At 67.8% G+C, this 13,561-nt stretch carries 10 protein-coding genes; 5 read left to right on the top strand and 5 right to left on the bottom strand.

Annotation, left to right across the window (positions count from 1 at the left end):
- Positions 1-20: 20 nt before the first annotated feature.
- Positions 21-2,024 carry an AMP-binding protein gene (locus tag ACFVMC_RS02845; protein WP_379206283.1) on the bottom strand — a complete coding sequence of 668 codons (2,004 nt, stop codon included), beginning with the start codon at positions 2,022-2,024 and terminating at the stop codon, positions 21-23.
- 302 nt (positions 2,025-2,326) lie between these two features.
- Between ACFVMC_RS02845 and ACFVMC_RS02840 the strand changes: the two genes are divergently transcribed.
- From ACFVMC_RS02840 to ACFVMC_RS02820, 5 genes are read left to right on the top strand one after another with little or no spacing between them, the layout of a single operon-like run.
- On the top strand, positions 2,327-5,911 hold the full coding sequence (locus ACFVMC_RS02840; RefSeq protein WP_379206281.1) for an ATP-binding protein: 3,585 nt from the start codon (positions 2,327-2,329) through the stop codon (positions 5,909-5,911).
- Entirely contained in the window at positions 5,908-6,321 is a 414-nt protein-coding gene (locus tag ACFVMC_RS02835; RefSeq protein ID WP_011207200.1) for a roadblock/LC7 domain-containing protein, read from the top strand. Before ACFVMC_RS02840 ends, ACFVMC_RS02835 begins: the two co-directional genes overlap by 4 nt.
- 7 nt (positions 6,322-6,328) lie before the next feature.
- A complete protein-coding gene (locus tag ACFVMC_RS02830; RefSeq protein ID WP_194817231.1) occupies positions 6,329-6,703 on the top strand; it encodes a DUF742 domain-containing protein in 375 nt (124 codons plus the stop codon).
- On the top strand, positions 6,684-7,286 hold the full coding sequence (locus ACFVMC_RS02825) for an ATP/GTP-binding protein (RefSeq protein WP_356975158.1): 603 nt from the start codon (positions 6,684-6,686) through the stop codon (positions 7,284-7,286). Before ACFVMC_RS02830 ends, ACFVMC_RS02825 begins: the two co-directional genes overlap by 20 nt.
- Positions 7,287-7,299: 13 nt before the next feature.
- Positions 7,300-8,850: a carboxyl transferase domain-containing protein gene (locus tag ACFVMC_RS02820; RefSeq protein WP_379206280.1), complete on the top strand. Its 1,551-nt coding sequence runs from the start codon at positions 7,300-7,302 to the stop codon at positions 8,848-8,850.
- A gap of 157 nt (positions 8,851-9,007) precedes the next feature.
- On the opposite strand, the gene ACFVMC_RS02815 is transcribed toward ACFVMC_RS02820, so the two are convergent.
- From ACFVMC_RS02815 to ACFVMC_RS02800, 4 genes are read right to left on the bottom strand one after another with little or no spacing between them, the layout of a single operon-like run.
- Entirely contained in the window at positions 9,008-11,284 is a 2,277-nt protein-coding gene (locus ACFVMC_RS02815; RefSeq protein ID WP_379206278.1) for an ATP-dependent DNA ligase, read from the bottom strand.
- 46 nt (positions 11,285-11,330) lie between these two features.
- The gene (locus ACFVMC_RS02810; RefSeq protein ID WP_379206276.1) at positions 11,331-11,537 is read right to left on the bottom strand and encodes an antitoxin; all 207 of its coding nucleotides are present in this window, start codon (positions 11,535-11,537) and stop codon (positions 11,331-11,333) included.
- Positions 11,538-11,588: 51 nt separating this feature from the next.
- The gene (locus ACFVMC_RS02805) at positions 11,589-12,740 is read right to left on the bottom strand and encodes an MBL fold metallo-hydrolase (protein ID WP_379206275.1); all 1,152 of its coding nucleotides are present in this window, start codon (positions 12,738-12,740) and stop codon (positions 11,589-11,591) included.
- Positions 12,741-12,752: 12 nt separating this feature from the next.
- Complete coding sequence (locus ACFVMC_RS02800) at positions 12,753-13,481, bottom strand: enoyl-CoA hydratase (RefSeq protein ID WP_379206273.1); 729 nt, start codon at positions 13,479-13,481, stop codon at positions 12,753-12,755.
- Positions 13,482-13,561 lie beyond the last annotated feature (80 nt).

The raw sequence follows: 13,561 nt of genomic DNA, 5'->3' as shown, positions 1-13,561 counted from the left end.
TCTAAGTAGAGCGGGTTTCGTCACGGGGTCAGGCGCGGGAACTCACCGGTGTCGGCCCGGGTGGTGATGACCTGATCGGCCAGCGCGACCAGCACCGAGGCGTCCTCGATGGTCGAGGGGATCTCGTAGTCGTCACCCTGGCTGATCTGCCGGATCGTCTTGCGCAGGATCTTGCCCGAGCGGGTCTTGGGCAATCCCGCGACGATCACCGCGTCGGCCAGTTGCGCGATCGCGCCGACCTGTTCGCGCACCCGCTGGGTCAGCTCCGCCCGCAGCCGCTCGGGATCGATCGAAACACCCTCTTTGAGCACCACATACGCGATCGGCCGCTGGCCCTTGAGCTCGTCCGGCAGCCCGACCACCGCGCATTCGGCGATCGCGGGATGCCCGGCGATGGCGGCCTCGATACTGCCCGCGGACAGGCGGTGCCCCGCCATATTGATCACGTCGTCGCTGCGGCCGAGGACGAATAGATAGCCGTCCTCGTCGAAATAGCCGGAGTCCCCGGTCAGGTAGTGCCCGGGGAACGCGGACAGATAGGAGCGGACGAACCGCTCGTCGGCCTGCCACAGCCCGGTCAGGGTGCCGGGCGGCATCGGCAGGCCGACCACGATATTGCCTTCGACCCCGGGCGGCACCGGATTGCCCTCGGCGTCGAGCACCCGCAGGCGATAGCCGGGCACCGGCACCGACGCCGAGCCGGGCTTGATCGGAAGTTGTTGCAGGCCGAGCGGGTTGGCGCAGATCGGCCAGCCGGTCTCGGTCTGCCACCAGTGATCGACCACCGGGCAGTCGGGGCGGGTATCGAGCAGCGTGTGGGTCGCCCACTCGTAGGTGGCCGGATCCAGCCGCTCGCCCGCGCAGAACAGCGCGCGCAGTGAGGACAGGTCGTAGCGGTGCGCCAGCGTGGCCTCGGCGTCGGCCTTGCGGATGGCGCGCAGCGCGGTCGGGGCGGTGAACAGTACCCGCACCTGATGTTGCTCGACGACCCGCCAGAAGGCGCCCGCGTCGGGTGTGCCGACCGGCTTACCTTCGTAGAGCAGCGTGGTCGCGCCCACCAGCAGCGGCGCGTAGACGATGTAGGAGTGCCCGACCACCCAGCCGACATCGGAGGCGGCCCACATGACTTCGCCCGGGCCCACGTCGTAGATATTGCGCATGGACCAGGCCAATGCCACCGCGTGCCCGCCGTTGTCGCGCACCACGCCCTTGGGTTTCCCGGTGGTCCCGGAGGTGTAGAGGATGTAGAGCGGATCGGTCGCGGCCACGGACACCGGGTCGGCGTGCGGAGCGTCGTGCACCGCGTCGTCCCAGTCCAGCCAGCGCACCGCGACGGTCGCGGCGCTGCTCGGCAGCGAGTCGGTCGCGGCCTGCTCCTCGGCGAACTTGATGGTCTGGAACTGCGGCCGCTGTTTGACGATCACGTGCCGGGGCGCGGAGGTGCGGGCGAGGTCGAGCGCCTGCAGCACGATCGGCGGATAGTCGATCTTGCGGCCCGGTTCCAGACCGCCCGAGGCTGTGATGATGAGCACCGGCTCGGCATCGTCGATGCGGGCCGCGAGTTCCGGTGCGGCGAAGCCGCCGAAGACCACCGAGTGCACCGCGCCGATGCGCGCGCACGCCAGCATGGCGATCACGGCCTCGGGGATCATCGGCAGGTAGATGACCACACGATCGCCCGCGCCCACGCCGAGCCGGACCATCGCGCCCGCGAATTCGGCCACCGCGTCCAGCAATTGGGCGTAGGTGTACTGACCCCTGGTATTGGTCATAGCCGAGTCGTATATTAGGGCGGGCTGGTTGGCTCGGTTGTCGTTCTCGCCGTGCACATGCCGGTCGAGCGCGTTGTAGGAGGTGTTGAGGCGAGCATCCGGAAACCAGCGGGGCACGGGTCGCGCTGCGGCGTCGACGATTTGCGTGGGGGGCACATCCCAGTCGATCGCCTCGGCGGCGCCGGTCCAGAACTCGTCGGGATCCACCAAGCTGGTCTGATAGACCGGTCGGTAGTCGTGCTGCGCACCCACTCCTGTGACTCCCTAGCCCTCGCCTCGATACCCGCCTCGATAGATCTGGATGATTGTGGCAGACTTCACGCGACGCCCGGGTGGGTGTCGTGACCTTTGCTTTTGCCTGGAACGGGCAGGTCAAGGCCCGTAGTCCACCTCGGAGTCACCCAAGAAGTTATTGATCCGTTAGAATCTGATGTCACTTATTTCGGCCGTCATAGACGCAATTTCTCGGCCAGCCGCAGTTCTCGGCCAGCTTCGCCTGTCGAGCCAGCATGTGATGGCGCATGGTTGGGGCCAGTTTGGAAAGTGAGTGGGAGATGCGTGACGCCGCTAGGTCCGGCAAGAAGCGCTGGGCGCTTGGCAATTGGGACCTGCGCTGGAAGGTTACGGCGGTCCTCGCCGTGCCACTGGCGGTCGCGGTCGGGCTCGGCGTGTCGAGGATTACCTCAGAGTTCTCCGAAGCCGGTCGGCTCAAGGCTGTTTCGGAGAACATCGAGGTCATCCCGGCGGTAACCGGGCTGCGTTCGACCTACAACACCGTTGTGGGTTCGCAGTTGATCTCGCTGGCGCCGGGTACGTCGATCGTGACCGACCAGAACCTGACCGATCTGGACAAAGCGCTGGTCGTTGCCGAGAGCTCGCTCAGTGATCTGGACAATCTGCCGAAGGCGCGGGCCGCCTTCGAGAGCATGATCACCCAGGCCAAGGCCACCCGGGCACAGGGCAAGGCGCCGATACCGAATACCGCCGAGGCCCTAGCCCAGATCGACAAGGCGACCAACGAGTCGGTCACCATTCTGGAGACCGCGGTCTCGCAGGTCAGCGACCCGGCCATGGATGCCGCGAAGCTGCGCCTTGTCGATTCGATCAACACCCGCGGCACCCTGCTGCCCGAACTGGCCGCGTTCAGCGAGGTCATCAAGGGCTCGCAGGAAACCGGTCTGGCCAACTTCTACACCAGCGCCAGCACCGAGCGGCAGCTGCTCAACATGCTCGCGCACCGCTTCCCCGATGGCGATCCGGCCATCGCCGATCTGCGCGCCGGTGTCGACACCCGGGTGTCGCTGGTGAGCAGCCCCGAGGTCGCGATGGGCAAGCTCCCGATCGGCGATCTGAAGAACTCGATGACGACCAGCCTGGACGTCTACGACCGGATCATCTCCAAGGCCACCGTCGACATCGACGCCGCCATGGCGCGACTGTCCTCCAAAGCCAACACCGACGCCTGGACCTACACCGCGGTCGTGCTCGCCACGATTCTCGCGGCGCTGCTGCTGGCCGTGTTCGTCGCCCGCTCGATGATCGTGCCGCTGCACCGCCTGCGCCTGGCCGCCCTGCGCGTCGCCGAGAGCGACCTGCCGCACGAGGTCGCCCAGCTGCGTAACGGCGCCGCGCCGGAAGACGTGCCGCTGGAGCCGATGCCGGTGCGCAGCGCCGAGGAGATCGGCCAGCTCGCCCGCGCCGTCGACGATATCCACGGCCAGGCGCTGCGTCTGGCCAGCGACCAGGCGCAGATGCGTTCGCAGGTCAACGACATGTTCGAGACGCTGGCGCGGCGTTCCAAGTCGCTGGTCGACCATCAGCTCAGCCTGATCGAGGCGATGGAGTACGACGAGAAGGACCCGCGCCTGCTCGAGAACCTCTTCCGCCTGGACCATCTCGCCGCCCGCATGCGCCGTAACGGCGACAACCTGCTGATTCTGGCCGGTACCAAACAGCGCCGCGCCAAGTCCGCCCCGGTCGAGATCGCCGACGTGCTGCGTGCCGCGATCTCCGAGGTCGAGGACTACGAGCGCGTGAAACTGGGTGCGACGCCGCGCGGTTCGCTGATCGAGCCCGCCGCCTCCGACCTGGCCCACCTCTTTGCCGAGCTGCTGGACAACGCGCTGCGTGCCTCGCCGCCGGAGACGGACGTGAAGTTCACCTTCGCCCAAGCCCACGATCAGGGGTTGCTGATCGAGGTCGCCGATCGCGGCATCGGTATGCCGCCGACCGAAATGGTCGAGATCAACCGGCGGCTGGAGCAGACCGCGGAGCCGGGTCCCGATACCGCCCGCCACATGGGCCTCTTCGTGGTCGGCCGGTTGGCCGAACGTCACGGGTTGACGGTGCGGCTGCGCCCGACCTTCGATACCGCACGCGATCCGGGTGTAACGGTCACCGTGCATGTTCCGGTAGGCCTGATCGTGCACGGCAAAGCAAGCGTCCAGCAAACCACGACCCCGGCGGCTCCCGCCGCCGCCGAACGGCCACGCCCATCGAATCCGTCGTCGATGCAGATGCGCTCGGTCACCCGGACGCCGCAGGGCAATGTCATGGTGACGGTGGATCCCGGTGTGAGCGGCCCGATTCAGGCGCCGACCCCGGAACCGAGCACCCCGAGTACGCCGGTCACCCCGAGCAGCCCCGCCGCCGGCGGCGGTCTGCCGCAACGGCAGCCGGGCTCGGCCGCGGCCGCGGCCGGTATGCGCCAGGAAGGCGCGCAGTCCGGCCCGACCCTGCGTCCCGCACCGGGTCAGGCCCAGAACGGTCCGCAGCGCGGCAAACTCGCCGCCGCCAGCCTGCCCAAGCGCAACCTTGCCGGCGGTCCGCCGCCGCGCCAGCCGGGGACCGCCGATCCGGCCGCGGCCAGCGCCGCCGGAGGTTTACCGCCGCGCGACACCAGCGGCGGTCTGCCGCAGCGTCAACCGGGCGGCAACGGCGCGCCACAGCCCACGGCCGGCGGCCTGCCCCAGCGGCAGCCCGGTACCAACGGCGCACCCACGCGTCAGCCGGATGCCGGTCTGCCGCAGCGGCCCGCGAACCCGGTCACCCCTGGCGGCCTGCCGCAACGGGAACCCGGCGTGAACGGGCCCACCGTCAAGGGCGCCACCGTGCAGCCGCCGCGGGCGAATCCGTCCGCGCCACAGCGAGAATCCGCGCTGCCCCAGCGCGAGCCCGGTGCCGCGCCGGTGCCGCAGCGGCCCGCCGCCAGCGGCCTGCCGCAGCGTTCCCCGACCAGCCTGCCGCCGCGGGAGCCGGGCGGTTTGCCGCAGCGTGAGGCTGCCGCGGGCGGTCTGCCGCAACGTGAGCTCGGTGGTCTGCCGCAGCGTGAGGCCGCGGCAGGTGGCTTGCCGCAGCGTGAGCCCGGTGGTTTGCCGCAGCGTGAGGCTGCCGCGGGCGGTCTGCCGCAACGTGAGCCGGGTGGTCTGCCGCAGCGTCAGCCGGGTGCGTCGCCGCTCGGTTTGCCGCAGCGCGAGCCGGGCGCCTCGCCGCTCGGTGGCAGCCTGCCGCGCCGCGAGGCCGCGTCGACCGAACTGCCCTCGCGCTCGACCGAACTGCCGTCGCGTTCCACGGAATTGCCGCAGCGCTCCACGGAGCTCCCGCAGCGGTCGGTCGGACTGCCCTCGGCTGCCGATCGCGGCTCCGCCGATGTCGCCGACAGTGCGCTGTCCTCGGGCGGATCCGACGCCCAGGCGCCCGTACGCGATCCCGGCAAGCACAGCATGCGTTCGGATCCGGCCAAGGCCGCCTCGTTCTTCCAGACCCGGCTGCAACCCGCGGTCGAGACCGGATCAACAATGGACAGCCCGATCTTCGCCGAAATGATGTCGGCGTGGCTGTCGGATCCGAATCCGGACCGGTCCCAGGTGGCCGCCGCCTTCGAATCACCGGGTGACGAAGGGTGGTCGGCGGCCCGCCGGGCAGCCGAGGCCCAAGCCGAGAAAAAGACCGCTGCCGGGTTGCCGCAACGCGATCCGGGCGGGAGGCTTGTCCCCGGCGGTGTCACCGGTGCCGCCAGGGAACGCGCACCCCGTCGCGATCCCGAACTGATCAGGTCAAGCTTGAGTCGTCACCAGCAGGGCGTCCGGGATGGCCGCGCAATGAAAGCACCCCTTACCGGAGACAAAGGAGACCGATGAACCCCGATCTAGGTGGTACGAATCGTCAGCTGGATTGGCTGGTTTCGAACTTCGCCAACGAGGTTCCGGGCGTAGCCCACGCCGTCCTGGTTTCGGCTGACGGCCTACTCATGGCCGCGAGCGCACAGCTGCCCGTCGACCGTGCCGAGCAGCTCTCGGCGGTGACCGCCGGGCTCGCCAGCCTCTCGGTCGGCGTCTCGAACCTGTTCGAGGGCGGCACCGTGCTGCAGTCGGTTGTCGAGATGGAGCACGGGTACCTGCTGCTCATGGCGGTCGGTGACGGCTCTTACCTCGCGGTGCTGACCAACACGTCCTGCGATATCGGACAGGTCGGCTACGAAATGGCTTTGTTGGTCGAGCGTGTGGGCCAGACAGTGCAGGCCACGCCACGCGTCACGATGGGTTCCTGATGGTGGGATGGACATAGAAGATCACCGCGTGGGGAGCGCCGAGCCGAGTCTCGTTCGCCCGTATTCACTGACGGCCGGACGCACCCGGCCGACAGTGGAGTTGGCGTTGGAGGCTCTCGTCGCATCGCATCCGGTCGCCCTGGAGCGGCAGTTCGAACTGACCAACATCGAGACGTCAATCGTGGAGTTGTGCAGAGAATCGCCGTCCGTTGCCGAGCTCGCGGCGCGTCTGAGCATTCCGATCGGGGTGGCCCGAGTACTCGTGGCCGACCTGATCGAGGCCGGGCACGTCCGCGTTTCGGCGACTTTGAAAGACGATTCCAGCGACGATGAACGTCGCGAGCTGATCGAAAGGGTTCTCAGTGGACTCCGGCGTATATGATTCGACGGCGCATGTCGATACCCGTACCAGCAAGCCGACCTCTGCGAAGATCGTGGTCGCGGGTGGTTTCGGTGTCGGCAAGACCACGCTGGTCGGTGCCGTCTCGGAGATCGTTCCGCTGCGCACCGAGGCCTTGGTGACCAACGCCAGTACCGGAATCGACAATCTGACCGGCATTCCGATGAAGTCGACCACCACGGTGGCCATGGACTTCGGCCGGATCAGTCTCGCCGACGACCTGGTGCTGTATCTGTTCGGTACCCCCGGCCAATATCGGTTCTGGTTCATGTGGGACGACCTGATCCGCGGCGCCATCGGCGCGGTGGTGCTGGTCGACACCCGCAGGCTGGAAGACAGCTTCGCGGCCGTCGACTACTTCGAGGCGCGCAACCTACCGTTCCTGGTGGCGCTCAACGAATTCGACGACGCACCGCGCTACCCGATCGAGGACATCCGCCAGGCGCTGGCGGTGTCAGCGGACGTGCCGATCCTTTCGATCGACGCCCGCAGGCGCGAACCCGCCAAGCAAGCGCTGGTGTCGCTGACCGAGTACGCCCTGCGCAAGGTGATGCAGGGCTACTGAGTACGCTCCCTCGGTGCGCATTTCGGCCGGGGAATTACTCGAGCAGTTACTCGATCCGGGTTCGTTCGTCAGCTGGGACCGGCCGCCGGTGGCGGTGGCCGGCTCGCCCGGCTATCGCGACGAATTGCGCCGGGCTGCGGAATTGTCGGGTACCGACGAGTCGGTCCTGACCGGTATCGGTTCGCTGCGCGGTCGCCGTGTGGCGGTCATCGCGTGCGAGTTCGGTTTTCTGGCGGGCTCGGTCGGCGTCGCCGCGGCCGAGCGCATCGTCACGGCGGTCGAACGCGCCACCGAACTGGGTTTGCCGCTGATCGCCTCACCTACCTCCGGCGGCACCCGCATGCAAGAGGGCACCGTCGCGTTCGTGCAGATGGTGAAGATCGCCGCCGCCGTCGCTGTCCACAAGTCGGCTGGACACCCGTACCTGGTCTATTTGCGCGACCCGACCATGGGCGGAGTCTTCGCCTCCTGGGGTTCCCTCGGCCACATCACCTTCGCCCAGCCAGGCGCCCTCATCGGCTTCCTCGGCCCCCGCGTCTATAAAGCGTTGTACGACAAGCCTTTCCCCGAAGGCGTGCAAACAGCCGAAAACCTCTACCGCAACGGCGTAATCGACGGCGTCCTCCCCGTCCCCATCTTCCGCCGCATAGCCCACCGCGCCCTAACCGTCCTCAACGGCACCGTGGCACTGAAACACTCGCCGCCCCAACTCTTTCCAGCCGCTGACGTGTCGCCGGCTGCGTCCCCCGTTTCTGCCTCGGAATTGTCGCCGGTTGTCGACTCAGCGCGCGCCGATATTCCGGCCTGGCAGTCTGTGCTGGCCTCACGCCGACCGGATCGTCCCGGCATCCGCGACCTGTTGCGCCATGTGACGCAACGGGTTCTGCTCAGCGGGACCGGTCAGGGGGAGTCGGATCGCACGGTGGTCCACGCCCTGGCCTGCTTTCGTGGACAGCCATGTGTCGTTTTCGGTCATGACCGTTCCGGCCAGGAGGGCGAGAACACCATGGGCCCGGCCGCTTTACGCGAAGCTCGGCGCAGCATGGCCCTCGCTCAGGAACTCCGTGTCCCGCTGGTCTTGGTCATCGACACGGTCGGCGCTGCTCTCTCGAAGGAAGCCGAGGAACGTGGCCTCGCACCCGAAATCGCCCGCTGCCTGGCCGATCTCACCACCTTGAGCACCCCCACAGTCTCGGTCCTGCTCGGTCAGGGCACCGGCGGCGGCGCTCTCGCCTTGCTCCCCGCCGACCGCGTCCTCGCTGCCACCCACGCCTGGCTCGCCCCACTACCGCCCGAGGGCGCCAGCGCCATCGTCCACCGCGACACCACCCACGCCCCCGAACTCGCCGCAGCACAGGGCATCCGCTCCGCCGACCTACTCGCCAACGGCATAGTCGACCGCATAGTCCCAGAGCACCCCGATGCCGCCGACGAACCAATCCCGTTCGCCCGCCGCATGGTTCAGTCCATCGCCGACGAACTGACCCACCTCACCACCCAGCCCGAAGACCACCTCCTGCACATCCGCCAACACCGCTACCGCCGCCTCGGCCTACCCACCTAGATCTCGCCCCTCGCGACCGCGACTTCACAGCATCTTTCGGCACGCCATACCCACAGGTGTATGTGTGAAGTCGCGAGAACCTCCAACTTCCGGCTGGAGGTAGGTCCACTCTGACCGGTGAGCTCGATGTGCAGCAGCGGTGAAGCGGGTTCGGTCGTTACTGTTCCCCCAGCCAAGCCGGGTGCCAGAGGCGGCCGGTCTCGGTCCAGTTCATGAAGCGGACGGTGCCGATGATTTGCGGGGTTACCCAGACGGCTTCCTTGGATTCCTCCGCGGTGAGCTGGTTGTCGAAGGGGCTGGTTTTGCGTTGCAGCTTGTGGAGACGTGTGGATAGATCGCGCATGTCCTCGTCGGCGAAGCCGGTGCCGACCCGGCCGACGTAGATGAGGCGGCCTTCGTGCGGGATACCGACGAGCAGGGATTTGAACTCGCGGGCTGTGCTGCGTCGCCAGCCGCCGACGACCACGGCGAGGGTGCGCCAGTTGCGCTGTTTGACCCAGGAGTGCCCGCGCTTGCCGGGCAGGTAGACCGAATCGCGGCGTTTGGCGACCACGCCTTCGAGTCCCTGCTCCTGGCTGTAGTGAAGTGCGGCCGCACCGGGGCCGTCCAAGCGTGGCGGCACCCGCATGGACGGCGCCGTGGCGGCCAGCGCTTCCAGCACCCGGCGACGGTCGGCATAGCGTTTGCGCACCAGCGAGGTGCCGTCGAGATAGAGCACGTCGAAGGCGACGAACACCGCCCGCGCCGCATCCGCTTGGAGCAGACCGAGATTGGCGACACCGTGGTCGTCGAACACCACGGCCTCACCGTCGAGCACCACATCGTGGCCGGACAGATCGGTGGCGAGCGAACCGATGCCGGGGTAGCGCCCGGTCACCACATTCCCGCGCCGGCTACGCAAAGTCATTGCACCAGAGTTGATTTCAGCGATCAGACGGAAGCCGTCCCACTTCGTCTCGAAGCACCATTCGGCGTCGTCGAGCTCGGCGACATCGCCTTCGATGGCCAGCATCGGCTCCAGCCCACGTGGAAAGCGGGCTGGCCGCGAAACACGTTCGGGCCGCACAATATTCGATTCAACTACCTGCTGATCCCGCATGAGATGCATGAGCCACTGATTCCCATTGGTCTGGATCAGCGCGTACCGCCCGCGCAGCCGGCCGCCGTGGAACCGCACGATGACCTCGTCGTCGCGCCACTTCTCGGTCTCGTAGGTGCCGGAATCCCAGATCGTCATCTCGCCCGCGCCGTACTGTCCGCGCGGGATCGCACCGTGGAAGTCCAGGTATTCCAGCGGATGATCCTCGGTGTGTACTGCCAGCCGATTCTGATCCGAGGAGGTGGGCGGCCCTTTCGGCACGGCCCACGAGGCCAGCACGCCGTCGCGTTCCAGCCGCACATCCCAGTGCAGGCGGCGGGCGTGATGCTCCTGGACGACGAACCGGTTGCCGTCGGTGGAGGCGGGCGGCGCGGCGGGCACGGGTTCGGGTGTGCGCGCGGGATCGCGCATGGACCGGTATTTGGTGAGCGCGTCGCCGGTGGACGCGGGCAGCGGCGGATCGAGTTCGGCGAGCAGATCGCCGTCGTCCCGCCAGCGCGCGAGTACTTCGTCGAATCGTAAGTGCCGCAGCTTCTTCCGATTCTCGATCTCCTTCCAGTCGCGGGGCGCGGCCACGTTCGGGACCGTGCGCCCGCGCATGGAGTACGGCGCGATCGTCGTCTTGGCCGGATTGTTCTGGCTCCAGTCGACGAATACCTTCCCCGACCGCACCTTCTTCGCCATGGTGGCGGTGACCAGATCGGGGTGCAGGCGTTCCAGGTTCGTCGCCACCTGTTTGGCGACCGTCGACGCGCCACCCGGACTCAACGGCTTGTCCAGCGGCACGTACAGGTGAATTCCCTTGCTGCCACTGGTAACCGGATAGGTGTGTAAGCCGATGCCCTCGACCATCTCGCGCACCAGCAGCGCCACTCGCGCGCATTCGGCGAGGTCGGCGCCGGGCCCGGGATCGAGGTCGAAGACGATCCGGGTGGCGTAACCGATCCGGTCACCGTCGAAACGCCATTGCGGCACATGGATTTCCAGCGCCGCCTGCTGTGCGAGCCAGGCCAGCCCGCCTTCGGAATCGATGACGGGGTACACCGCGCGGCGGGACGAATGCTCGACCGTGTGCCGTTCGATCCAGTCGGGTGCGTGTGAGGGCAGGTTCTTCTCGAAGAAGGAGGATTCCTCGACTCCGTCGGGCCAGCGTTTGCGCGTCACCGGGCGACCGGCGATATGCGGCAGCATCGCGGGCGCGATGGCCGTGTAATAGGCGATGACCTCGCCCTTCGTGGTTCCCGCCGCTGGGTACAGCACCTTGTCGAGGTTGGTCAGATCAACCTCGACGGGGGACTGGCCCGGACTGCCACCGAACTCGCGGCGGGGAGACATACCTGAATTCTAGTGGCGGGGACCGACAATCGGTCCCCGCCGCGGGTCAGGCCTGCGAGCCGGGCTGCTCCGGCGGTACCGCCTTCTTGGCGGCCTCCTGCACCTTGTCGATTTTGTCCGAGTACTTGCCCTGGGTCTTCTTGTCGACGAAGTCGCCGGCTTTGTCGACGGCGCCGTGGATCTTGTCGGCGTTCTTGGCCGCCATATCCTTACCCTTGCCGACGAGGCCCTTCAGACTGTCCGCGAAACTCATTTTCCCGGGTCCCTTCCTGTCGATCGAGCTGCGAATCGAAACCGAATGGTTTCAACCAATATCCTCCCACCAGCCCTTATCCGCCGCCATACCGGGAACTGCGTGCGGATCGATACGCTGACCTGGCATCGGCACGGCCACCGGGGTATCGGCCGCGGTGGCCGCCTGCACCATCCGCCGCACCGGCTCCGACCAGCCGTGGAATGCCAGGTTGAAGGTCGCCCAGTGGATCGGGACCAGCAGGCCGTGTGCGGGGTCGCCGCCGCACAGGTCGGCGTGCGCGCGCACCGCCTCCTCCGGGTTCATGTGCACATCGGGCCAGCGCTCGTCGTACGCGCCGATCGGCAGTAGCGTCAGATCGAACGGCCCGAGCGCGGCGCCCGCGTCCGCGAACACCTTGGTGAAGCCGGTGTCGCCGCCGAAGTACACCCGCTTGGTCGGGCCGACGATCGACCAGGACGCCCACAGCGTGGTGTTGCGCACCAATCCGCGCCCGGAGAAGTGCCGGGCCTCGGTGCAGGTCAGCACCAGGTCGGTGCCGTTGCGCTCCCGGCCCAGGGCGGCCAGGGAAACCGAACCGCCCCAATCCAATTCGACGATCCGGTGTTCGGGTACACCCCAGTGTCGCAGGTGCGCGCCGATCCCGAGCGGCACCAGGAACGGCACCGACTGGGTGGACACCAGCTCGCGAATTGTCGCCTTGTCCAGGTGGTCGTAGTGATCGTGCGAGATGACCACCGCGTCCAGCGGCGGCAGCTCCGCCAGCGGCATCGGCACCGGATGCAAGCGGGCCGGGCCGACCAGCGCGGACGGCGAAACCCGTTCGCTCCATACCGGATCGGTGAGCACGCGGTAGCCGTCCACCTCGACCAGCGCCGAGGCGTGGCCGTACCAGGTGACGGCCAGTTCGGCCGCTTCGGCCGGACGCGGCGGCGTCCGTAGCGGCACCACGCCGCGTGGGCGCCCCGCGTTGCGCCGGGTCAGCGCCGAGATCAGCAGGGACGGAGCCGAACCCGGCGCCAGCTGACTACTCGGCTCGGTGTTGTGGAACTGTCGGTTGCGGTAGCTGGCCGCGCCGGTCGCATACGGTGCGATCGCCGACATGGAGGCGCCGATCGCCGACGGGATGTCCCAGACCGCGCGGATCAGCCAGCCGATACCGACCGCACCGGCGGCGGCGCCCAGTATCCTCTTCACTTTCATCGCCGTATCCCCTTATCGCCCAACGAATTTCGCCGCACGCTTCTCTTCTCTGGCCAGCCGTCCCTCCTGTGCGTCGGCGCTGGACCAGGCCGCCTCCAATGCCGCACGCTGCTGTGCTGTCTCCGGGTCGCGGGTGCCGTCGTCGTTGAGCACCAGTTTCAGATGCCGCAGCGACAGCGGCGCGAGCTCCGCGATCGACTTCGCCCAGGCCTGCGCGTCCTCGAGCGAGCCGAGCCGATTGGCGAACCCGTAGCCGTAGGCGTCGGACGCCGACACCTGAGCCGCGCCGAGCAGGATGCTCCGGGCGGGCCCGCCGCCGATCAGTGACACCAGACGGCGAATCGTCCAGCGGTCCACCGAGATACCGAGCTTCGCGGCGGGAATCGCGATGTAGGACTCCGGCGACATCACCCGTAGGTCCGAGGCCAGCGCCAGCTGCACGCCCGCGCCGAGCGCGCCGCCGTTGATCGCCGCGATCACCGGGATCGGCGCCGATTCGATGGTGTGCAGCATGTCCATCAGGCCGGAGAGGAACTCGTCGGAGTACACCCCGGACAGATCGGCGCCGGCACTGAAGATCGGTCCCCGGCCGGTCAGCACGATGACCCGGGCGTCGTCGGCGACCGCCGCCAGTACCGCCTCGCGCAGCGCGACGACCAACTCGTTGTTGAGCGCGTTGCGACGCTCTTCGCGCTGCAATTCGATCGTGACGACATCGCCATCGCGGCTGACTGCGAGCATGCACACTCCCCGGCTCAACGTTTGGATCGATTACCTTTACTGTGCCACAGCAGAGTGCCGTGTTCGCTGAGGGCGTTACG

Source organism: Nocardia sp. NPDC127579, from assembly GCF_042672005.1.
Lineage (GTDB): Bacteria > Actinomycetota > Actinomycetes > Mycobacteriales > Mycobacteriaceae > Nocardia.
This window is presented reverse-complemented; position numbering and strand designations above follow the sequence as displayed.

Bases quoted from the DNA above. Each gene is read 5' to 3' on its own strand.
- ACFVMC_RS02840 (WP_379206281.1), top strand. From the start codon at position 2,327: ATGCGTGACGCCGCTAGGTCCGGCAAGAAGCGCTGGGCGCTTGGCAAT.
- ACFVMC_RS02835 (WP_011207200.1), top strand. From the start codon at position 5,908: ATGAACCCCGATCTAGGTGGTACGAATCGTCAGCTGGATTGGCTGGTT.
- ACFVMC_RS02830 (WP_194817231.1), top strand. From the start codon at position 6,329: ATGGACATAGAAGATCACCGCGTGGGGAGCGCCGAGCCGAGTCTCGTT.
- ACFVMC_RS02815 (WP_379206278.1), bottom strand. From the start codon at position 11,284: ATGTCTCCCCGCCGCGAGTTCGGTGGCAGTCCGGGCCAGTCCCCCGTC.
- ACFVMC_RS02810 (WP_379206276.1), bottom strand. From the start codon at position 11,537: ATGAGTTTCGCGGACAGTCTGAAGGGCCTCGTCGGCAAGGGTAAGGAT.
- ACFVMC_RS02805 (WP_379206275.1), bottom strand. From the start codon at position 12,740: ATGAAAGTGAAGAGGATACTGGGCGCCGCCGCCGGTGCGGTCGGTATC.
- ACFVMC_RS02800 (WP_379206273.1), bottom strand. From the start codon at position 13,481: ATGCTCGCAGTCAGCCGCGATGGCGATGTCGTCACGATCGAATTGCAG.